Genomic DNA, 21,876 nt, shown 5'->3' on the forward strand with positions numbered 1-21,876 from the left:
AATCCCCAAATAAGAGGCAATGTATTTTTGCGGAATCTGTTTAATTAAAATAGGGTTTTCTTTAAATAAGTTCTGGTATCTTTCCTTTGCAGAATATCTCAGGAAAGAGTATAACCTTTGAGACCTCTCTAGAAAAAGGTTTTGATGAGCGATTCGACCAATACGCTCCGCAGATTCAGTTTTTTATAGATATCTTGAAGATCATTATAGGTGAATCTATAAAGTAATACATCCGTTAAAGCCTCAATACCATATATAGAGGGGGTTCTGGTTATAAAGGATTCATCTGCACAAGCAAACTTTTTTTCAAACATAAAGTCATATGTAATATCTGTTTCCTTATTTTCCTCTGTTGGAATAAAGAATCTTAGTACTCCTTTAGATAAAAAAGAAAGATGTTCTTCCTGGCCACCGGGTTGAAGAATGATTGCTTTTTTTTTAAACTTCTCAATATACATTTTTGAAGCTATTATTTCCCAATCCTTGTATGTAATACCAAAATGAGTTTGTAAGTATAAATATATTTCATCCATATTGTGGCTACTGATGATATGAGTAATGTTGTTTTCAGGAGGTTGTTCTTTAACAGACTAAAATTATAAAACAAATATAAACAATGAGTAAGGCATGAATGTTAAAATAATTTTAAAATCAGCATATTTATAAAAATTAAACTAATTATATCAAGCGCTTTTCTTACATTTATTCAATGAATTTTGAGAAAGTAGGACTTGTTTTGTCAGGCGGCGGTACCAAAGGAATCGCTCATGCAGGGGTATTGAAATTCTTGAAGGAAAAAGGAATCAAAATAGATATTCTTTCCTGCTGTAGTGCAGGGTCTATTGTAGGATGCCTTCATGCCATAGGAAAAACTCCAGAGGAGATTATGGAGTTTTTTAATTCCGTTTATTTTTTCAACTGGAAACACTTTGCTTTCAATCAACCGGGGTTGGTTTCTTCCGTTATTTTCAGGAACTATCTTAAACCTATTTTTCATGACATGAAATTGGGTGATCTGGATATTGAAGTGAAGATTGTTGCAACAGAACTGGTTACAGGAACTCAGAAGATTTTTGATAAAGATTTTGAAGTAGTGGATGCCATTATTGCTTCATGTTCTATCCCTGGAATAACCACTCCATATATCATCGGGGACGAAATGTATTGTGATGGCGGAGTGCTGAACAACTTTCCGGCAGATATTATCCGGGATCATTGTGATAAGCTTATTGGTGTATTTGTCTCACCACCTAATGATGCAAAAATTAAAGATCTGAACTCCATTAAAGCCATTGTTTCCCGTTCTTATGATCTTCTTTCCTATAGAATAGAAAAAGTAAAATTCGATTACTGTGATTGGTTTATTTCCTCTCAAAAATTATCAACTTACGGAACTTTTGAACGAGGAAGAGACCGTCTGGAACAGATTTTTGACATTGGTTATAATGCCGCTAAAGAAAGCTACGGAGACAGCCGTTTTCTTACGGAGTTAAGACAGTCCGGAACTTAAAAATAAAAGGCAGAAAGCTGGAAGAAGGAACATACTCTAAAAATCAGCATTGTGTCTAAATATATTTTAGAAAATAAATTCTTTGAAAATTAATATTCTAATACTTTTTAGTTTTCCTCTTTTTCAGCTTCCTGCCAACACTAACTTATATTAATTTTTTACTACCTGTGCGTCCTGACGTACGATCTCCTGATCATTGGAATCATAGACTACCAGAGTATAAGGTGCTTTTTTAGCAGAGCTGGTAAGATAGTTTCTCCAGATCTGATAACTGTGGCCTTCATTATTAAAATTAAAGTAATAATTTCCGCCGGTTCCATCGGGAATTAGTTCTCCGTCACTGATAATCATACTGGGCTTAGCTGTAATTTTTGAATTGGCATTCCAGGATTGGTACAGATATTTACCATTAGGCTGCTTGTCGATTCTGATCTTAAATTTTTTAGTTTTAATAATTACAGTTTTTGGGACTTGCTGAGAAACAGTATAAGTAACTGGATTACTTTTTGAAAATTCCGGCGTTTTAGCAGAAACAAAAGAGATTTGAGCTAAGGAGAAAGCTCCTAATAAGAAGTACTTAATCATATTATAATGGTTATTGGTTAATTCCCCAAATTCCATCAAATATGAAGCCATTGTTTTTGTTGATGTAGAAAGTCCTATGGCAAGGGTTTTACAATTTTATAGAATAAATTCCTACGGAAGGACAAAGCTGTTGAAAATTAAAACATACAGTTTACCATTTCATAGGAATCTTTATTAAGTAAAGTTTCTTTTTTATAATGACGTATTTTACTCTGTAACCGCAGTATAACTTGCGAAAGCTTCTTCCAGACTGTCAAATTTTCCTTTAAACTCATCAATAGGACAATCCTGAAGAATATTTCCTTTATGAATAAGAATAACTCTTGAACAAAGTGCTTCCACTTCCTGCATGATGTGTGTAGAAAGTAAAACCGTTTTCTGCTGCCCGATTTCTTTTACCACATTTCTGATTTCAAGAATCTGGTTAGGATCCAGTCCATTGGTAGGTTCATCCAGAATTAATAAATCCGGCTGGTGAATAATGGCCTGAGCTAATCCTACACGTTGCTTATATCCTTTAGAAAGCTGTGCAATCCTTTTTGATTTTTCCGGGGTAATTCCTACCAGTTCGATAACTTCATCTACCCTGGATTCTGAGATCTTGTGAATATTGGCTACAAATAGGAGGTATTCCTTCACATACATTTCCAGGTAAAGTGGATTGTTTTCCGGTAAAAAACCTATTTTTTTCTTGCTTTCAATTTCGTGTTGAGAGATGTTCAGACCATTAAAGATAATGTCCCCTTCATCAATTTTCAGTGCTCCTACAATAGATTTCATCAGGGTGGATTTTCCTGCACCATTAGGCCCAAGGAGCCCGATAATCTCATTTTTATCAATAGAAATGTTGATATTGTTTAAGGCAGTCTGTTCACCAAATTTTTTGGTTAAATTGTTTATCTGAAGCGGCATAATTTTTAATGTCTTTCTGCAAAAATAAAATAAAAAACTCATTCGATGGAATGAGTTTCGCAATATTTATAAATTATAATTATTTTTTTGCTTTTTTCTTAGCTCCGGATCCCGGAGTGGCAGTAGAAGCGGTACTTGCGCCCCCTTTTTTAACTCCATCCTGATTAATGCCGGGTGCTTTGTCATACATGGTGTATTTACCATTTGTTCTTCCAAATACTTTATCAACCTGTTTTTGAGTTAAAAACTGTGATTTACCCACATATTTTCTGTTCTTGTTGATGTACTGGATAAACTGTACGGTTGGCTGGCCGTAGTTTTTCTCGTAATGGAGTTCAATAATATCGTTGGGAAGCTCCAGGATAACATTTTCTTCAGGAGTAGTAATAAAGCCATCTGTAATAAGTTTATACAGTCCTGAAACATCTCCGTTCAGATTCTGGAATGAAAAAGCTCGGATTGTATTCAGATTGCTGGTATTCAGATCCTGATAATTGACGGTATACTTGTCTTCCTTTTTATATAAACCAACAGAATTGTCTTTGCCGATTTCCACCAAACTTTCATTTTTCAACACTTTAATCTGAGAGAAAACGGAAATACCGAACATACATGTAATAAGTAGAATTATTTTTCTCATGGAATGAATTTTAATGTTTTATAAATTGGTGCACATAAACTTACGAATAAAACGGTTAAAAAACAATTTTATTCGCTCACACAAAAGTAATACTTTTTTTAATATCCATACGAAATGGATAGATAGGGAAAGGCTATTTCTGTTGTGTGTAAAGGGTTGTAATACAGTTTTTTATTTATTTGTTGTGAAAGATATTTCCACTTATTCTTATCATATGTTTTTAGAAAGAAAATCATGTAATATATTGAAATACAGTATGAAAATAAGTGATCCGAAGAACCCACCTCAAAAAATATTAAAAAAATGTTAAAATGATAATTCTGTTGTGAAAATGTGAGGGGAATATATAATAAATCGATTTATAAGGTATTAATAAACAGTTATAAAAGCCTATTTTTTGAGAACATGGATATGAAATTTTCAAACTCCTGTCTGTAGCTTCTTCCAACTGGGATCTGATAGGATCCGAGATGGAGCTCATTATTGTTAAAAGCCGTTACAAATTCAGTATTGATGATGAACGACCGATGAATCCTTATAAACCCTTTTGAGTTTAAAAGCAATTCAAGATCAGTGATTTTACTTTTTGAAATAAAATTTTCGTTGGTAGATAAAGTGATCCTGATATCATTTCCCTGGCTTTCAATATAAATAATGTCTGATAGAGATAACTTCCGATGCATTCCTTCAGTTTTAAGAATGATAAAATTGTCTTTTGAATCATTGATATTCCTTAATACCCGCTCTACAGATTTGAAAAAACGTTCAAAAGTGATAGGTTTCAAAAGATAGTCTATGGCTTCCAGTTCAAAACCTTCAATGGCAAATTCCCGATGGGCAGTTGTAAAAATGGTTTGAGGTTTTCTGGAAAGTGATTTTAAAAAGTCAATTCCATTAAAATGGGGCATCTGAATATCGAGAAACATCAGATTCACAGTATGGTTTTGAAGGAGTTTATAAGCTTCAAGGGCATTCTCTGCTTTTCCTGTCAGTTTTAAATGATCAATCCTGGAAATATGATTTTCCAGCAGGATTGCGGCCAAAGGCTCATCATCTACAATAATACAGTTAATCATATTGTGAAGGAGTGATTATTTCAACGTTAAAAATATTGTTTTCACTGGAAATATGGAAAGTAAAATGTCTATGATAATAATATTCCAGCTGTTGTTTAATATTCTGAAGCCCGATTCCTTTTTCGTTATGATCCGGAATATCACTATAGGTATTTTGAATTCTGAAAACAGAATGTTGAGTATTGGTCTCCAGCTCTATTTTTATTTCCGTTTGTTCAGAACTATTTCCGGCCCCGTGCTTAAAAGCATTTTCTACCAGAGTAAGATACAGTAGTGGTGGGATGAAATTAGATGATGTTAAGGCTGTTTTCCGGGTTATTTTTAATCTGCCATCAGCATATCTCAGACTTTCCAGGGCAATATAATCATCAATAATGCTCAGTTCATCTGCAACAGATACCCATTTTTTCTGTCCTTTGTGCAGTATATAATCCAGAATATCTGAGAGTTGGCTGATAGACTGGGATGTTTTATCTGAATTGCTGATGGAAAGAGAATAGATATTATTCAAGGTATTAAACAGAAAATGAGGGTTAAGCTGGGATTTAAGGGATTTCAATTCCAGTTCTGTTTTTTCTTTTTCCAGCTGGATGGTGTTTTCTTTCTCATCTTTATACCGCATAAAGAACATCATTGAAATAAAAATAAAAGCTCCACTGATGATAGGAAATGTATAATGAAACAAAAGATACCGGATATCTGTAAAAATACTGATAAGGCTGTCTTTAGGTTCGTTGGTGAAAAAAGGTTCGGCAACATCAACAATAAAGATTCTGTTGGCTACCGAAATAAAGTATAAACTTAGAATAAGATAGAATATAAATTCAGCATACCTTTTGGGGTCAAAGAAATGACGGATCAGGATATAATAAATAAAATTAGCTGCCAGAATCTGAAAAACCCAATGACAAAAATTATAAATTACCAACTGCTTAAACATTTCCCCATTATAATCGTCATAAGTTCTTGCTATTCCAAACAAAAACAAAGCAATCCAGAAAAATAGCTGGAAGTATATATTTTGTTGATGATTTGTGGCTGTCCTGATCTTCATTATCATCAAAAATAAAAAATCTTAAGATATGGCTGACAGAGGTAATGCGAATTTCAATACAATAAGGATAAATAACACTGTTTAAAGTTTGAACTGCCTATTTTACTGTTGACATCTGAAATTCTGTTTTCTGAATGCTCTGCTTAAATGTATTTCTGTTTTTAACAAGATTTGCATTAAAAAAATGACAAGAGAACATTCAGAAAGGCTTAACGGATTAGATCACCTGAGAGCATTGGCTATCGTGCTGGTTTTACTGTTTCACTACCGTGCATTTAAACATCCGGAATGGGTTGATACTATCGGAAGATTTGGCTGGACAGGAGTTGATCTCTTCTTCGTGTTGAGTGGTTTTCTGATCTCAGGACAATTGTTTCAAGAGATGAACAGTAAAGGAACTATAAGTTTAAAGACATTTTATATCAAACGTTTTTTCAGAATTATTCCGGCTTATTTATTTACTCTTTTTCTGTATTTTACGATTCCTTTTTTCAGAGAACGGGAAGCTTTACCGCCTGTATGGAAGTTTATAACATTCACTCAGAATTATGGATTGGATGTGATTGACCAGGGAACATTTTCTCATGCGTGGTCTTTATGTATTGAAGAACAGTTTTACCTTATTCTTCCTTTATTTCTTGTGATGATTGTACCTTCAAGGCTGTTTAAATATTTTGCTGTTTTAATAATTCTCTTCATCACATTCTCTCTAATCATGAGACTTATAATATGGAATGAAGCTATAGCAGGGATAGATAATACTTCCGTAGAATTCTGGCGCTCCTGGTATATGAAAATATATTATCCAACTCATACAAGGTTAGACGGTCTTGGAACAGGTGTTCTTATCAGTTATTGTATGCAGTATTTTTCCGGCTTTAAAAAGAGAGTCCATGAAAATGGAAATAAGATTCTTCTTGCAGGGCTGATATTGCAGGGGATTTCTTTTTGGATTTGTAATGAACAGGCTTCAAAAGGTGCCTCTGTATTTGGGTTTACTCTGGTGGCAATAAGTTATGGTTGTATTGTACTGTCTGCTGTTTCAGAATCGTCATTCCTTTCAAAATGGAAATCTGATATTACGGCAGAACTTGCTGCTTTATCTTACGCGGTTTATCTTTCTCACAAAGGAATTATTCATATGATTCAGGCTCTTTTTGAACAGTTTAATATTGATGCTTCAAATACTGGCTGCCTGATAATTTGTCTATTGGGATGTATTGCAGGTGGTTTAGGGTATAGATTGATTATTGAAAAACCTTTTGCCCATATTAAAGACAATATTTTAAAACTCCGAAAGTTTTAGCCGTTAATGCACAATACATAAATTATATCTGGCATCAAAGCTATACTCTCATGTGGTTAGAAAATAAACCACAAAGGAACATAGAAATTAATATGAAAAGAAACTTGAACATATTCGCTGTGATTATTAAAGTCTATTTTAGCCGTATTCAATTGTATTGGAGATAAAATCCCTGCACCTTAATAACACAGCTTAAAAAGGAATTTTGCGCCTTTGCGTTTTCAACCCGTTACAAATGGTTAACAACCAAAAAGGTAGTTTTCAGAAGAGAAACTGCCTTGTATACTATTATTTGAGACGGGGTTATTTTGAACTGATACTTTTCAATACCACATTTTTAATAGCGGCTTCCTGAAAGCTCCAGTGTTCGCTGTTTTTAGGCATTTGATTTTCAAGAATAACTAAACTGGTATCTGTAGATGGAAAATATACATTAAGGCATGTAAAACCATCACCAAGTCCTGTTACTGCATAATAATTAAGCCCAGATTCCCTGATGAATCTGATATTGTATCCAAAGCCCATACTTTCTTTTCCGAAGACATCGTGTTGAGAAGACGTGGAAGGGGTTAGGATTAGCTTTTGAAACTTGGCAGAAAGAAGTTTACCCTTAAATAATGCCTGGTCCCATTTGGCAAGATCTTCTACAGTAGAAACAATTCCTGCTGCGGGAGCGATGTCTTCATTTAAAAATGAACTTTCCACCTTTTGGAACTGATTATTTTCACTTCTGTATCCTGGAACCAAAGCCTGATTGTTTTTGCTGTTATAGACAAATGTTTTTTCCATCTTCAGCGTTTTGAATAAAGAGGTAGCCAGTTCTGTAAAGCTTTTTCCGGTTGTGTTCTGAAGGATTTCTCCGAGAAGCATATAGGATAAATTTCCATATTTAAACTGTGATCCGGCTTTAAAAGCAGCTGGCTTTTCTAGGTCCACAATTCCATGAGTATGGTTCAGAAGGTTATGTATGGTCACAGTATCTGCCCATGATTGGGTAAGCGATGGAAGGTATTTTTTTATAGGAGTCTGAAGGTCCAGCTTTCCCTGTTCAGCGGCCTGCAAGGTTAGAACAGCGGTGATCTGTTTTGAATTGGACATAATTTCAAACTGATCGTTGGATTTTAAAGCAGTTTTTTTATCAAAATCCTTGTATCCGTTAGCCTTCAGATATTTTGTTTTTCCATTTTGAGATACCAAAACCACCCCGTTGAATTTCAATGGGGTAGAAGTTGTTATAATGCTGTCAATCTTTTTTGAATAAGGAACCGTTTTCTGTGCTTTTCCAGAAACAGAAAGCAGTGTAGAGAGGGCAAGTGTAAAGAATAATTTTGTAGTGGTCATGGGTTTATTTTTTGTTGTAATAATCATATGCTGCTTTGGCAATATCTGCAATAATTGCTTCCGAGTTTTCAAAAGTTTCATAAGTGTCGTGTACAAAAACAGCAATATATATTCTCTTTTTATCTGAAAGTTCAATAATTCCATAATTGTTAACAGCTCCTGTCATTCCTGTTTTATTGGTGAACGAGGTTCCGGTACGATGGGCCACTTTAATGTCCTTTGGCAGTTTGCCTTTAAGTCTTTTGACTCCGGTAGCATTGTTCAGCATGGCGGTATATAACCATTTTGTATGTTCTTTATTCAATATTTTTCCAGTATAGAACTCTTTCAGTAACCTGATAGCTTCGTTAGGCGTGATGGTATTGATAAACTGTGAATCCCAATCCTTATGCATTCCTTCTTCATCATTTTTAATAACAATATCTTTACTGTTGATGAAATTCTGAACATAATCAGGACCACCAATAAGCCTGAGTAGAATATCCGTCAGGTTATTATCACTATATACCATCATCCAGTGAATACAGTCTTCCAAAGTGAGTTCTATATTTCCTTCAGGATATTTGTCTCTGAATGGGCTGTAAGTATCCGCCAGAAGCTCTTCTTTTTTAATGTAAATTTTTTGCTGCAAAGAAAGTTCCCCTTTTTCTACTTTATGAAGAACCGCTAAAGCTACAGGAAATTTGAAGGTGCTTAACATAGGCAGTGGCTTATTCCCATTAATTTGGGTTACTTCCTTTTTGTGAGTTCCTGAAGTTATAATAGAAACACCTACTTCTGCTTTTTTATTGGCGAGAATAGTCTCAATTATTTTTTTAAACTCGGGATTGGTATTGTTCTGTGAAAAGAGCGGAAGGTTTATAAGCAGAATGAAAAAGGTAAGAATAATTTCTTTTGACTTCATTGTATGGTGGTTATTGGGATAGGTTTTTGGTTTCCAAATATATGTATTTCCGGTATCTTAAAAACGTATATTCAGGATTTTATTGGTAATACCTATTGTATTTTATTATATTCACCCAAAAAACATACTGTAATCATTGCAATAACCCTGAAATTCTAATAATTATGATAAAACGATATCTTTTGCTGAGCCTGTTTTTGATTTCCATTGTCTGCTCGTCTCAGATAAAAGAGAAAAAGAAAATTCAGATTGATACTACAGAAGCCGTTCAGATAGGAGGAATAAAGCAGATAATCAGTATAAAAGGGAATAACCGCGAAAAGCCTGTACTATTAATTCTGCATGGAGGGCCGGGGAAATCACTGATCAGTTTTTCAGAAGGTTTTACAGATAAACTGAAGAATGAATTTGTGGTAGCCAATTGGGATCAGAGGGAAACAGGGGCTACTTTCAGTTTAAATAGAACTAAGGATAAACTGACCCCTGATTTACTTAAAAAAGATGCTTTGGAAGTAGTACATTATCTGAAGAAGAAGTTCCATCAGAAAAAAATATTCCTGTTATCCCATTCATGGGGATCAGTACTGGGTTTTGATATTGCAGCCAGACATCCGGAATTACTATATGCCTTTATTCCTGTCAGTCCGGTGATTGATGCCCATAAAAGTGCTTTTTTGTTTGTAAAAGATCTGAAAACATGGGCGCTGGAAACTAAAAATAATACAGCGACTCAGGAATTGGATAAGATAAAACTCCCTTTTGAAGACAAAAATGATTTTTTTCTAGCCCAAAAATGGCTGTTTATTCACAATGGAGTAAAAGGAGTTGATACAGAGGATTTTAAAAATAATTATTATCAATGGATGGAGACCTGGTTTCCAGTGTGGAAGGAAAATGCAGAAACCAACCTGTTTGATTCCATCTCAGAAATTAAATGCCCTGTTTACTTTTTAATAGGAAGCGGAGACAATCAATCGTATTACACCATTGCAGAAGATTATTATAAATTTTTAAAAGCTAAAAACAAAAAAATGTTTTGGTTTAAAGAATCCGGGCATACTATTTTTAATACAGAACCGGAAAAGCTTCAGGAAATAATCATTAACGAAATAAAACCCAACATGGATTAAAATAGATATTCATTCTTCAGTGCATAATTTTTATCACGAATACCCGTTTAATATTCATAGGCTTTATGCTGGTATCTATAAAATTAAACATTAGGAACTAAGAAAAAAATAAATAAAAAAGATTAATTCTATTGATCATCAAATTGTATGAATAGCATCATTACTAGTAAATGGTGCTGTTTTTTTTAGCGGTTTTAAAAAGAAGGATAATACTCTGTTGCTGATTGTAATAAAAAACCACCATTTACTGTAAATGGTGGCTGCTTGAAATATATTAAAATTGTTTTGAAGCTTTATTTAGTCATTCTGTTTGATTTGTGGGTTATTATTAATCTCTTTATTCGGGATCTGGAATTTAAATTTATCCGGTGTCAGGTTAAGCCTTCCAAATGTGTGGTTGGTTCCTGTGTATATTCTTTCTAATGGTGTATTTAATCTCTTCATATCAAACCATGCGTAGCCTTCGCCCCAAAGTTCAATTCTTTTCTGAAGGATAATTTCATTAATCAGATCAGCTCCTGTTTTGGAAGACAGCGTATAGGCTTTGTCTCTTTTGGATGCGATTTCAAATAATACCTGTTTTGCTTCTGCTTCTCTTCCTTGTCTTGCTAAAGCTTCTGCTTCTATGTAATATAACGAAGAAGCCCTGATATAGATATAATCTCCTTCAAACATGCTTGGATCCTTGAATTTCCAGCTTACATATGCAGGATAGTTTTTAGTCTTTCCATTGAAGGTATATTTGGTTGGCTGGCTTCCGTTGAATACCTTTTTACGGTAATCCGTATCGGGGATAGCTTCATACAGACGCTTGTCAATAAGTTTATAGATTTGGGCCGCTCCTGCATATCCTTCATTTGTATTATCAAACATAGAGAAGAAAGAAGCATAATAATTTCCGATACTCATTGTAGAAATTGTATTATGAAAACCCCAGATCACTTCAGAATTACTGATATTGGAAAACCCGGTAGTGGTATAATCGTTTTCCGTCATCAGAGCAATTCCCTGCTTACCGTCTGCAGCATATTTTACTGCTTTTGCGTAATCTCCGGTCTGAAGAAATACTTCAGCAGCAATCGCCTTAGCCGTTCTTTGGTCAATCTGGGCTCTGGATGGGCGTGCAAAGCCTTCCAGAAGAGCAATAGACTCTTCAATGTCCTGGCCAATCTGTGAGTATACTTGCGCTACAGTAGATCTTGGAAGTCCCTGGCTGGGATTATTGGTAGTAAGAACCAAAGGAAGCCCAGGATCAGATTGATGTCCTTTATAATCATTTGCATAAAAACGGATCAGATGAAAGTAAGAATACGCTCTTAAGGCAAGCAGCTGTCCTTTAATGGCTTTGTTTTTAGGACTGTCATCTCCTTTTAAATCACTCAGAAGTTTATTGATAATGAATATTCTGGCGTAGAAAGTGGTCCATACAATTTCTGAAGCGATATTACTTGCATTGGTTGCTTCATAATTATAAAACATTCCCAAATGCTGATTTTTTGCCTGGATTACATCATTGGACATTAAATCAGCCCCTGCCTTTATTCCCATGATCCCGAAATCGGAGTGAGACGAAATGTTTCCCCCAGCACCATTACTGCGTAGATCAAGATAAATTCCACCCAGGATTTTTTCTGGTTTTGATTGGTCTTCATTCAGCTGCTCACCGGAAATATCTCCTTCCGGTAATGTATTGAGATCATTAGCACAGCCTGTTGTAATGAGGGCTACAGCTAAAGTTGATATAAAGTATTTTATTGTTTTCATAATTTCTTTTAGAATGTTAGTTTAAAACCTAGCGAAACACTGGATAATAAAGAATATCTGTAAGCATCAGATACTCCTGTTAAGGAAGCTCTCGGGTCGTATCCTTTTCTCTTTGACCACAGGTATAGGTTGTTTCCTGTAGCATAGATTTTTAATGTTGATAATCCAACCTGCTTTGCAAAATCATCAGATAACTGGTATGATAAGGTTACATCCTGAAGGCTGATATAATCAGATTTAACCAGGTATAATGTAGAATGTCCATTCTGGTTGGTTGAACTTAGATCTACACGTGGTAAGGCTGCCGTTGGGTTTTCCGGAGTCCATGTTTTATCAAGATCAGTGGTGTAATTAGAACCGTAAGTGTCAGAATGGAAAAGAGATCTGTAAATATCATCATATCCGTAACCACCAAACTGATAGGCGAAATTAACCGACAGGTTTACCCTTTTATAGGTAATATCCGTTCCAAATCCACCGTATACTTTCGGGATTGCAGATTTTCCGGTATTATAGTCGCTTGCTTCTTTATAATTATTAGTAACCGTTTTTTCTACTTGTTTGGTGGTTGGGTTGACGGTATTTTTATACCATAATGCATCTCCGTTTTCAGGGTTTACTCCGGCAAACTCTTTTAAGTAATAAGTATATCGGTCTCCACCTTCAGCAAGGACAAATAATCCAGAAACCAATCCTGTAGCTCTTTGCTGCTCCGGTAACTTGGTAATCTTGTTTTTATAGTGAGTAGCATTGGCATAGAAATTCCACTGAAGATCCTCTGTACGAAGAATATCTACACTGATATTGGCCTGAATTCCTTTGTTGTACATATCTCCAATATTACCATATTTCACATACGATCCTGAGTTGGATATTGCTAATGGAAGCGTATAGATCATATCCGATACCTTTCTCTCAAAGTAATCAGCATTTACATTCACTCTGTTATTAAGTAGTGAGAGTTCAAAACCGGCATTCAGGTTTTTGGAAGTTTCCCATTTCAGGTCTCTGTTTCCCTGTTTTTTTAGAGTAAGTACAGGTCTGCCATCTCCAAAATCATTAATTCCATAAATATCCTGATAAGCATAGTAATCTCTCGTAGTGCTGTTCAGAAGAATATTGTCATTTCCCTGTTGCCCGTAAGAGACTTTCAGTTTTAATGCATTAATTACCGTGTTGTCTTTAAGGAAATCTTCTTTAGCAACATTCCATGCAGCTCCTAGTCCGTAAAATGTACCCCATCTGCTTTCCGGAGCGAAGACTGAAGAGCCATCTCTACGCACATTGGCATTAAAGAAATACTTATTGTCATAATTGTATAATAATCTGGAGAAGTATCCTTCTACGGCATATTCATAACCGTTTCCTGACAGGTCTGTGATTTTTACTGCATTGTCAAAGGCCCATGATTCCGGTAAAAGAAGCTGTTGTTTCGTTCCGGAGAACCCTTCGTTCTTTGTTTTATTCAGTTCATGACCAACAAGAATATTGAAATTATGCTTGTCAAATTTCTTCTGGTAAGTAAGCAATTGCTGGTGATTCAGAGTATAATTAAATATAGATTCCTGAGAAATGTTTCCACCTACAGATGAAGACGTTCCGCCTAATGTATTTCCGAACTGAAGGTTTCTTAAGTTTTCAAGATAAGCCCCAAAATTATAAGTGAAATCCAGACCTTTGATGATTTCGTAGTTTAAACCCAGATTAATATTGCTGATATTGCTTACTCTCTGAGATTTATCCTGCTGCAGGTTTCCTACCGGATTTTCAAAAACAGCATAGGATCTTGTAGCACCATTCGGGCCCTGTCCGTCTCCATAATCATATAACGCATTTCCATGATTATCATACAATTGCTGGTAATTGTCATTTCTAAGGAAAACTGGGTAAAAAGGAGCTATATTTCTTGCAAACTGGAACGGATTTGAGAATCCTCCCGTTTCTCCAAAATTCTGCTTACTGTAGGTATATGAAAGAGCAGTAGTTAATCTTAGCTTTGGTGTAATAGAGTAGTCTACATTTGATCTGATTCCGAATCTTTCAAAACCGGAACCAATAAGGTATCCTTTGTCATCTAGGTAATTTAAAGACGTATAAGATTTTACCTGATCACCGCTGGCATTAATTCCCACTGTAGCTTCCCTTCTTAAAGCAGGTCTGAAAAGCAGTTTTTTCCAGTTATCCTGATAAAGGAGTTTGGCATTAGGGTTAAAAGAACCATCCGGAGCAATCAGTTGGCTGAAAGGTACATTATAAACATTATATCCAAGCCCGTTAAGAGCAGAAAGTCCCACAGCATGCGGAGTAGTAGTGGAGGGAGCAGCACCCGGCTGTTTCTGTCTTGCAATTTCTCCAATTCTACCTCTGTTATAGTAAGCAGTGTAATAATCCTGTGGTGAAGTATAAACTGAATAATCTTCAATAGACCTGAAGTTTACCCCGGTTTTTATATCAAGATCAACGCTCAGTTTCTTGTTTTTACCTCTTTTGGTGTTCACAATAATGACTCCATTGGCCCCTCTGGAACCATATAAAGCATTGGAAGAAGCATCTTCCAGAAAAGATATACTCTCAATATCAGCTGAAGAAATGCTGTTCAGGTCACCACTGTAAGGAATTCCGTCCAATACAATTAAAGGATCACTGGATGCATTAATGGAGCCAATTCCTCTCATTCTTATTGTTGGTTGGGAACCTGGCTGCCCGGAAGAGATCACCTGAACCCCTGCCACTTTACCACCAATTCCCTGAAGAACGTTTCCATTTTGAAGATTACCCAGGTCTTTAGCCTTTAGAGACTGTACAGATCCTGTAATTTCTTCCTTTTTTTGCTTTCCGAAGGCTACCACCACCACTTCTTTGATGGATGTCTCCTGCGAAAGACTGTCTTTTTTCTGTGCAAAGCCATATTCTGCGAATAAGAGCACGGCCAATACACCAAGTTTGCATTGTTTTTTTCTCATTATATTAATCTTAGGTTTTAAAAATTGAATATGTGTAATACGTTTTATCTTCCCGTTTAGGAAAAAATAAGTCCCTGCCTCCCTTTTATAAGGAGGTGTCAGAAAGAAAATGTTAAAATAGAGGAGGTGTACCCGGATTAATCAGGCCTTGAACTTATCGGGCTTTAATTCCTACAATAATGTGCATATTTCTTTTGGATTTATCGCATCATCATTTTACACATCATAGTTTCAAAGCACATTTTTTTAGAAATGATATTGTGCTGTGAATGAGCATTTACTGTACAACCTTTATGTTGAACAGGAGCTGCAGCCATGATAGTGCATAGGTAAGAATTAAAGTCATTCTTATTCATGAGAATAGAGTTTTATTTTTTTTAACTGGGTCAAAATTATTTATTAATTCATAAAACTTTGTTAAAAAGAGGTATGAGAAAAATCATATTAGTCCACTTATTTAGTAGGGTAATTGAAAAATTGATCTTTAAATGTTCTTTTTGTTGTTTTAATTAATTGTAATACAGATGTTTGTATTTTAATGATTCAAGTTTTATAATTTTCAAAAAAATCAATTTTAACCCATGAATAAAACTTAATATTATAAGTCTATTGTTTTTGTAGACTTTTTGCGTATTTTGCATCCCATTTCTTTTTAAGGAGCTTTTCCCGCTATCCACTCATACTCCTCACACCGGGCTCAGGCTTACGCGTGTTGCGGGGTAACCGTTACTATCGGGGCTAGGGAAGGGCTATAGGAGATGAAAAATGTGTCGTTAAAAGGATTATCATTTGTTTTTTTCAGATTGAAACTCTTTTACCAAAAAAATAATTATATTTTTGAATACTGTAATGGCAAAGTACTTTTGTCTGTTACAGGTTACTATTATTATGAGAAAATACCTTACCTATATTTTATTGTTGGGATTTCCTCTGTTGGGAGCCCAAACTAAAGTGGTTGAAAAATCCACTTATCAGGAGAAATGGACGTTGCTGGAGAAAGAAAATGCAGCCATGGCTTTTGATGCAGATGTAAAATTATCTGATGCTGAAATTGTTTTGGATAAAAAATTATTCCAGATCAGGAAGCAGTTTCTTACGGAAACAGAAAAACAGAAGTTTCCTTTATATAACCGTTCTTTTAATGAAATAAAATCACTGATAGAATCCAGTAAGCTGTTTAAAATTATTCAGACAATGCCTAAAGGTGGGCTGTTGCATACCCATAGTGGAGGTCTGGCAAGTGCTGATTGGCTGATAGCAACGGCTAGAAAGTATAAAGAATGCTATGTATATGATCAAAAAGACAATGACAAATATATCCTTGGTCAGTTAGGCTTTTTTGAAAATGGAAAAGTTCCCAATGGATTTGTTAACCTCGATCAAAAACTGAAATCAAATCCAGAATTTGAAAAAGAACTTCACGAGCTTCTCCTTTTAAAGCGGGATAATCTTTGTTCCTATACAGATTATTGGATTGAATTTGAAAAGCGTTTTCAACGTATCAACCTGCTGTTGCCTTACCGTCCTTTCTTTAAAGAATACTATCTGAAAGGTTTTCAGGATTTAGCAAAAGATAAAGTACAGCATGTTGAAATCAGGTATGTATTTGATGAGCTGTATGATTTCCAACATGGGAAGTATCCATTGGAAACGTCTATTACGGATTTACAGGATATTGTGAAGCAGATGCGTCAGTCAGATCCTCAGTTTAACCTGAAACTGATTTATTCAAGCTTTAAATTCTTAGACTCGGATAAGATTGAAAAACAGCTTGACATTGCTTTTAAGCTTAAGAAACAATTCCCCGATATGATTTCAGGTTTTGACCTTGTTGCGGATGAAGCAGCAGGGCACAGCATTAATTCATTCCAGAAAAACTGGACGAAGTTAGATGAGATCACTAAAAAATCAGGAATAGAAATGCCGTTGTTTCTTCATGCAGGAGAAAGTAATTCTGTTTTCAATAAAAATATACTGGATATTACCTTGCTGAATAACCAAAGAATAGGGCATGGACTTAATCTTATTTATTTTCCAAAATCAATGGAGCTGATTAAGAAACAGAATAAGTTGGTTGAGGTAAGCCCAATCAGTAACCAAATCCTGGGATATGTGAGCGACTTGAGAAATCATCCTGCAAGGGTTTTACTGAGCAATGGAGTACAATGTTCCATTAATAGTGATGATCCTGCCGTATATGGTTATGAAGGCTTAAGTTATGATTTTTGGGTAGCCTACGTATATTGGGAACTGGATGCGAAAGCTTTGAAGAAGCTGGTTTTCAACTCAATCAATTATTCTTCTTTGAATAAAAATGAGAAAAAACAAGCCCTGGAATTCCTGAATACACAATGGAATAATTTTGTTCAGAAGGCAAATCAACAGTTAAACTAATCTCCGGGTGAAAAAATGATCATCTTTGATTATCGATATTATAAATGTAAAACAGCATCATTCAGAAATGATGCTGTTTTTTTATTCCTTAATGTTACGACAGATTTTGTCGCAATGCTGTATTAGCTTTGTAAAAGAGAATGTAAGATCGTAAAAATGCAATAAAACATTCTCATGTTTATAAATGGTTTATATTAAATCGCATTCATGTGATTTGTGTGAACTAAAAAAAGTTAAATTTGCACGAATTTGAAAAGCTAATCATTAAACTCAAAAATAACACGGGAATGAAAAAGATTTATCTCAGTGCATGTACTGTATGCACCATTCTTGGGCTATCTGCTCAGGAAGTTCTCTGGCAAAAAGATATCAAATCCTCAACTCAGGATTTTCTAAGCCAGGTTACTACAACAATAGATCAGCAGTATTTAATCACAGGAAGCTCAATACAGAGTGATAAACTCCAACAGGGAAGCAGACAGAATAACGGTTACGATTTCCACCTGGTTAAACTGAACCAACAGGGAGAAGAAGCCTGGGAAAAATATTTCTCAGGAAATAATCATGATTATCTCTTTGCCACAGGAAGTACTCAGGATGGAGAATTTCTTTTAGCCGGAACAAGTGCCAAAGAATTAGGGAAAGAGAACTGGAAGATTGTGAAACTAGGAGACAAACAGGTGAATGATCTGATTGAAAAATATGACATCAAAATCTATTCAAATCCAGTATCAGACTATGCCTATATAGAAATCGGCTTTGATTTCAAAGAAACTGATATTATGCTGTATGACATAAGCGGAAGAAAGCTTCAGAACTTCAAAACGAAGAACAGAGTGACTAAGATTAATACCCAGGCTTTGGTACAAGGGGCTTACTTAGTGCCTATAAAAACAGATAATAACAAAACAGCGAATGCAAAGCTGATTAAGAAATAAAAAAAACATTAATCATGAAAAAAACTAAAAGCTTAATACTCCTTTTATATTTTAGTGTTTATTATTCTCAAGTGATTGGCGATAATGGACAAAGTCATGTCACTAATATGATACCCTTACCTACTACAGCAAATGCATACAGTTTAAATAAAGTAGAAAAGCTTCCTATAGATTTATTCAGAGGAAAGGCTAACATATCGATTCCTTTATACACTATTAATGTGGGAGGTATTAATATTCCTATTGCTCTGTCCTATAATACAGGTGGAATAAGACTGAATGAAGTGGCAAGTACTGTGGGATTGGGATGGGGAATCTCTATTCCCAACAGTATTTCAAAAGTAATTATGGGGAAAGATGATGATAATTATCCTATCCGTTTCAAGAGTTTTGCAGAATCTCAGCAATACTTGAATAATAGTATTGATTATGGTACAGGAGATACCAGAGAAGAAACTATTGAGCAGCTATACGAAGGAAATATCTATGATACTATGCCTGATATCTTCAATTATAATTTGCCTACTGTAAATGGAGGATTCATCCTGAACAATAATGTGGGGTATACCATACCTCAAGATAATATCAAAATACAGAAAACAGGAGTTAATTCCTTTATCCTTACGGATGATAAAGGAAATGTTTTTTGGATTTCAGGAAAGAACTCTGTTAATGGAGGGATTCCTGGAGAAATGAATTATGTGAATTCTTACGCCATAGACAGCCTGAAAACAGCAGAAGGAAAAACAGTAGAGTTTGTTTATGCAAAAAATCAGTCATATATGGAAAACTCCATCAGGGAAAATGCTTATATCCCTTTGTTAATGGCAGGTTCATCAACATCTATGTTATCCAAATATGACATTGTAAGAGCAAAAACGGATTATTCTGAAAAACTTATTTCTAAAATTATATTTCCTGAAGGGGAAGTTCTTTTTGAATACTCGGATAACCCTCTTTATTCTATAGAAAACAATGCCTATAGAAAAGATATTGCGACAACTATTGGTACAACAACTCTTAAAAATGGAATTGCATTAAGAAATATAAAGGTTTATAATAAAGCTTCTGTTTTAATCAAAGATTATACCTTTAATTATTCTTATTTCAACCCTCAAACCCCCTCAGATATTCCTCAGGATTATCGTTTGAAACTTGATAATGTATATGATAATCTACAGAATGCTTATCATCGTTTCTCTTACAATGAGACGTCCTACTTTCCCAGAAGGTCAACTAATAATGATGATTACTGGGGGTATATGAATAGTGTTATAAATACTGATGATGATCATAATTTTCCCAGAGAAACATTTAATGATATAATACCCCAGTATATAGGGGGAAGAGATCGCAAAGTAAATACTAATTTTTCTCAACTGGGGGTATTGACAAGAATCACCTATCCTACAGGTGGGTACAAAAATTTGTATTATGAAAATAATACAGCTTTAACCACTCAGTACGATTTTCAGATACAAAGAGACCATTATGAAGAGTTAAATAATGTTTATAAGCCAGGAGTGTATGGAGATAATTCTTCCGAGAAAACATTTTCAATTCCATCTTCAGTATTTGGTAACCGGTCAAATCCCCAATTCGAATTTTCTTTTACTAACTGGTGTGACAATAATAATGATAATACTGGTACAATACATCCCACAAGTTGTATTGGCTCCGCCAAGATTGGAGATAAAACATTTACCTCTAACGGAAAACAATTTGTAAAAATAGAGAAAGCTTCCACATCACCTATACAACTTAGTTTATATAGAGTAGATGAATGCGGTTGTAGTCTTTCCGTGGATATTCTTTCTGAGATAAGGACTGAAGCTACACAAATAACCAATATTGGAGGGCTCAGAATAAAAAAATTGAGGACTTTGACGGAAAAGGAATACAAAATGTTTTCCAGTACAAATATGAAAATGCTGTGATTAATCAGCCGTTTGTATTTATGAAGAAAATCTACAGAGAGGTACCTTCTTCAAATCCAAGCTTTGCTCCTAATTATGATCCGTTTATGAAAATAAGTAATTCTTCTTCCGCGAGTAGTTCTTATTTCAGTTCAGATATTGTTTCTTATTCCAAAGTGACTGAATATAATGATAATGGGGAAACAGTTTATAGTTTTTCGCAGAGTAACAATAATGTATCTCTTACAGAAACAAAGCTATATAATTATGATTATTGGAAAGGAGGATTGTTACTTTCAAAATCTTATAAAAAAAATAATGATACTTTACGGGAAGAAACCAACGAATATATTTTTAATCCTTTAAAAAATCCATTGTCTGGTTACCTTCCTCTTACAAATGATGATATAGCTTTTGCCTTTGTTTTGGATCTATTAAAGGAAAAAGTACAGCGAGGTCCTATTGGAAATTTTGTTGATACTTTTCGTATTGATAAAAATTATATAAAAATTGAATCTGCAAAAGTAGAGCATGTAGCAACCACAACAACAGATTTTTTTGGAAATAAATCTGTTGTAACCAAAGTGTTAAATAATTATTGGGATACAGATATTAATAAGCCGTTCAATGTAAGAAGTACCGAAAATATTTTGCCTTCCGGTGAAAGTGTAAAAACAGAATATCAGTATGCTCATCAGACCGGAAATCAGCTGTTGATTGATAAAAATATGATTACAACCCCTTTGGAAACAGAAACAAGACAGACCATTAATGGAGTTACCAATGTATTATCAAAATCCAAAACAATATATCCAACAGCACTTCCTACTCCTCAGACAGGGAATTTAGTACTTCCTATGTCAGTTTTATCTTATGATCTTCAGAATCCTTCTACAGGATCAACAGAAATAACCTATGATAAATATGATTCCAAAGGAAACCTTGTACAGTATACTACGAAAGACGGTGTTTCTACTGTTATTATCTGGGGCTATAACGGAACCCAGCCCATTGCTAAGATTGAAAATGCAAAATTGGAAGGTATTGGACAATCATTTATAGACAGTATAGTGAATGCCTCCAATACAGATGCCGCAGCAGAAAGGAATAATGATGAAACCAATCTGTTAAATACTTTTAATACTTTCAAGAACAATTTATCTGGTTATCAGATCACGACCTACAGTTATGATTCATTAATAGGAGTGCGAAGCATCACTCCGCCATCTGGTATCAGGGAAGTTTATCTATATGATGATGCAGGAAGACTTAAAGAAGTCAGAGAGCAGAACAATACAGGGAAGCTCTTAAAAGAATACAAATACAACTATAAAAACTAAGACGATGAAAAAAATAATAATCCCTGTAGGCATGTTGCTGATTAGTCATTTAGCTAATGCACAGCTCACTCCTACAGAAAACTATATTCAATCCAAAAGCTAT

At 34.7% G+C, this 21,876-nt stretch carries 17 protein-coding genes; 7 read left to right on the forward strand and 10 right to left on the reverse strand.

The window, feature by feature from the left end; translation table 11 throughout:
- Positions 1 to 128: 128 nt before the first annotated feature.
- Positions 129 to 533 (reverse strand): Crp/Fnr family transcriptional regulator, encoded by a 405-nt coding sequence (locus BOQ64_RS12835; RefSeq protein ID WP_228448357.1) that lies wholly within the window; start codon positions 531 to 533, stop codon positions 129 to 131.
- Between the two features lie 176 nt (positions 534 to 709).
- On the opposite strand from BOQ64_RS12835, the gene BOQ64_RS12840 reads away from it, so the two are divergent.
- Positions 710 to 1,510, forward strand: coding sequence for a patatin-like phospholipase family protein (locus tag BOQ64_RS12840; protein ID WP_129055819.1), 801 nt, complete (start codon positions 710 to 712; stop codon positions 1,508 to 1,510).
- Between the two features lie 150 nt (positions 1,511 to 1,660).
- Here the strand turns inward: BOQ64_RS12840 and BOQ64_RS12845 are convergent, their stop codons facing one another.
- From BOQ64_RS12845 to BOQ64_RS12865, 5 genes are all read right to left on the reverse strand, one after another.
- A complete protein-coding gene (locus tag BOQ64_RS12845) occupies positions 1,661 to 2,146 on the reverse strand; it encodes a hypothetical protein (protein ID WP_129055820.1) in 486 nt (161 codons plus the stop codon).
- A gap of 156 nt (positions 2,147 to 2,302) precedes the next feature.
- A complete protein-coding gene (locus BOQ64_RS12850; protein WP_129055822.1) occupies positions 2,303 to 3,007 on the reverse strand; it encodes an ABC transporter ATP-binding protein in 705 nt (234 codons plus the stop codon).
- Between the two features lie 79 nt (positions 3,008 to 3,086).
- A complete protein-coding gene (locus BOQ64_RS12855; RefSeq protein WP_129055824.1) occupies positions 3,087 to 3,647 on the reverse strand; it encodes a hypothetical protein in 561 nt (186 codons plus the stop codon).
- A 380-nt stretch (positions 3,648 to 4,027) separates the two neighbouring features.
- Complete coding sequence (locus BOQ64_RS12860; RefSeq protein WP_129055826.1) at positions 4,028 to 4,723, reverse strand: LytR/AlgR family response regulator transcription factor; 696 nt, start codon at positions 4,721 to 4,723, stop codon at positions 4,028 to 4,030.
- Positions 4,716 to 5,777 carry a sensor histidine kinase gene (locus BOQ64_RS12865; RefSeq protein ID WP_228448358.1) on the reverse strand — a complete coding sequence of 354 codons (1,062 nt, stop codon included), beginning with the start codon at positions 5,775 to 5,777 and terminating at the stop codon, positions 4,716 to 4,718. The genes BOQ64_RS12860 and BOQ64_RS12865 overlap by 8 nt, the downstream gene beginning before the upstream one ends.
- Positions 5,778 to 5,961: 184 nt before the next feature.
- Between BOQ64_RS12865 and BOQ64_RS12870 the strand changes: the two genes are divergently transcribed.
- Positions 5,962 to 7,083 (forward strand): acyltransferase family protein, encoded by a 1,122-nt coding sequence (locus BOQ64_RS12870; protein WP_129055828.1) that lies wholly within the window; start codon positions 5,962 to 5,964, stop codon positions 7,081 to 7,083.
- A gap of 303 nt (positions 7,084 to 7,386) precedes the next feature.
- Here BOQ64_RS12870 and BOQ64_RS12875 read toward each other — a convergent pair whose 3' ends face one another.
- Both BOQ64_RS12875 and bla read right to left on the reverse strand, forming a co-directional pair.
- Positions 7,387 to 8,424 carry a serine hydrolase domain-containing protein gene (locus BOQ64_RS12875; RefSeq protein ID WP_129055830.1) on the reverse strand — a complete coding sequence of 346 codons (1,038 nt, stop codon included), beginning with the start codon at positions 8,422 to 8,424 and terminating at the stop codon, positions 7,387 to 7,389.
- A gap of 4 nt (positions 8,425 to 8,428) precedes the next feature.
- Positions 8,429 to 9,328: a class A beta-lactamase gene (bla, locus tag BOQ64_RS12880; protein ID WP_129055832.1), complete on the reverse strand. Its 900-nt coding sequence runs from the start codon at positions 9,326 to 9,328 to the stop codon at positions 8,429 to 8,431.
- Between the two features lie 164 nt (positions 9,329 to 9,492).
- On the opposite strand from bla, the gene BOQ64_RS12885 reads away from it, so the two are divergent.
- Positions 9,493 to 10,458 carry an alpha/beta fold hydrolase gene (locus tag BOQ64_RS12885; RefSeq protein WP_129055835.1) on the forward strand — a complete coding sequence of 322 codons (966 nt, stop codon included), beginning with the start codon at positions 9,493 to 9,495 and terminating at the stop codon, positions 10,456 to 10,458.
- Between the two features lie 297 nt (positions 10,459 to 10,755).
- Here the strand turns inward: BOQ64_RS12885 and BOQ64_RS12890 are convergent, their stop codons facing one another.
- Together BOQ64_RS12890 and BOQ64_RS12895 are read right to left on the reverse strand one after the other, a co-directional pair.
- On the reverse strand, positions 10,756 to 12,222 hold the full coding sequence (locus BOQ64_RS12890) for a RagB/SusD family nutrient uptake outer membrane protein (RefSeq protein WP_129055837.1): 1,467 nt from the start codon (positions 12,220 to 12,222) through the stop codon (positions 10,756 to 10,758).
- Positions 12,223 to 12,230: 8 nt separating this feature from the next.
- A complete protein-coding gene (locus tag BOQ64_RS12895) occupies positions 12,231 to 15,185 on the reverse strand; it encodes a SusC/RagA family TonB-linked outer membrane protein (protein WP_129055839.1) in 2,955 nt (984 codons plus the stop codon).
- An 849-nt stretch (positions 15,186 to 16,034) separates the two neighbouring features.
- On the opposite strand from BOQ64_RS12895, the gene BOQ64_RS12900 reads away from it, so the two are divergent.
- The 4 genes from BOQ64_RS12900 (at position 16,035) to BOQ64_RS12915 (ending at position 21,773) form a co-directional block, all read left to right on the forward strand.
- The gene (locus BOQ64_RS12900) at positions 16,035 to 17,579 is read left to right on the forward strand and encodes an adenosine kinase (protein ID WP_228448359.1); all 1,545 of its coding nucleotides are present in this window, start codon (positions 16,035 to 16,037) and stop codon (positions 17,577 to 17,579) included.
- A gap of 287 nt (positions 17,580 to 17,866) precedes the next feature.
- Complete coding sequence (locus tag BOQ64_RS12905; protein WP_129055841.1) at positions 17,867 to 18,517, forward strand: T9SS type A sorting domain-containing protein; 651 nt, start codon at positions 17,867 to 17,869, stop codon at positions 18,515 to 18,517.
- A 14-nt stretch (positions 18,518 to 18,531) separates the two neighbouring features.
- Entirely contained in the window at positions 18,532 to 20,454 is a 1,923-nt protein-coding gene (locus BOQ64_RS12910; protein ID WP_129055843.1) for a hypothetical protein, read from the forward strand.
- A 20-nt stretch (positions 20,455 to 20,474) separates the two neighbouring features.
- On the forward strand, positions 20,475 to 21,773 hold the full coding sequence (locus tag BOQ64_RS12915; RefSeq protein ID WP_129055845.1) for a hypothetical protein: 1,299 nt from the start codon (positions 20,475 to 20,477) through the stop codon (positions 21,771 to 21,773).
- Positions 21,774 to 21,876 lie beyond the last annotated feature (103 nt).

The sequence above is a fragment of the Chryseobacterium sp. CH25 genome, assembly GCF_004119455.1.
Classification (GTDB): Bacteria; Bacteroidota; Bacteroidia; order Flavobacteriales; family Weeksellaceae; genus Chryseobacterium.

What these genes read in the sequence shown, in the direction of transcription:
- BOQ64_RS12850 (WP_129055822.1), bottom strand. Translation starts at nt 3,007, where the DNA reads ATGCCGCTTCAGATAAACAATTTAACCAAAAAATTTGGTGAACAGACT.
- BOQ64_RS12855 (WP_129055824.1), bottom strand. Translation starts at nt 3,647, where the DNA reads ATGAGAAAAATAATTCTACTTATTACATGTATGTTCGGTATTTCCGTT.
- BOQ64_RS12845 (WP_129055820.1), bottom strand. Translation starts at nt 2,146, where the DNA reads ATGGCTTCATATTTGATGGAATTTGGGGAATTAACCAATAACCATTAT.
- BOQ64_RS12905 (WP_129055841.1), top strand. Translation starts at nt 17,867, where the DNA reads ATGAAAAAGATTTATCTCAGTGCATGTACTGTATGCACCATTCTTGGG.
- BOQ64_RS12895 (WP_129055839.1), bottom strand. Translation starts at nt 15,185, where the DNA reads ATGAGAAAAAAACAATGCAAACTTGGTGTATTGGCCGTGCTCTTATTC.
- BOQ64_RS12900 (WP_228448359.1), top strand. Translation starts at nt 16,035, where the DNA reads ATGGCAAAGTACTTTTGTCTGTTACAGGTTACTATTATTATGAGAAAA.
- BOQ64_RS12875 (WP_129055830.1), bottom strand. Translation starts at nt 8,424, where the DNA reads ATGACCACTACAAAATTATTCTTTACACTTGCCCTCTCTACACTGCTT.
- BOQ64_RS12870 (WP_129055828.1), top strand. Translation starts at nt 5,962, where the DNA reads ATGACAAGAGAACATTCAGAAAGGCTTAACGGATTAGATCACCTGAGA.
- BOQ64_RS12885 (WP_129055835.1), top strand. Translation starts at nt 9,493, where the DNA reads ATGATAAAACGATATCTTTTGCTGAGCCTGTTTTTGATTTCCATTGTC.
- BOQ64_RS12865 (WP_228448358.1), bottom strand. Translation starts at nt 5,777, where the DNA reads ATGAAGATCAGGACAGCCACAAATCATCAACAAAATATATACTTCCAG.
- BOQ64_RS12835 (WP_228448357.1), bottom strand. Translation starts at nt 533, where the DNA reads ATGGATGAAATATATTTATACTTACAAACTCATTTTGGTATTACATAC.
- BOQ64_RS12840 (WP_129055819.1), top strand. Translation starts at nt 710, where the DNA reads ATGAATTTTGAGAAAGTAGGACTTGTTTTGTCAGGCGGCGGTACCAAA.
- bla (WP_129055832.1), bottom strand. Translation starts at nt 9,328, where the DNA reads ATGAAGTCAAAAGAAATTATTCTTACCTTTTTCATTCTGCTTATAAAC.
- BOQ64_RS12910 (WP_129055843.1), top strand. Translation starts at nt 18,532, where the DNA reads ATGAAAAAAACTAAAAGCTTAATACTCCTTTTATATTTTAGTGTTTAT.
- BOQ64_RS12915 (WP_129055845.1), top strand. Translation starts at nt 20,475, where the DNA reads ATGAAGAAAATCTACAGAGAGGTACCTTCTTCAAATCCAAGCTTTGCT.
- BOQ64_RS12890 (WP_129055837.1), bottom strand. Translation starts at nt 12,222, where the DNA reads ATGAAAACAATAAAATACTTTATATCAACTTTAGCTGTAGCCCTCATT.
- BOQ64_RS12860 (WP_129055826.1), bottom strand. Translation starts at nt 4,723, where the DNA reads ATGATTAACTGTATTATTGTAGATGATGAGCCTTTGGCCGCAATCCTG.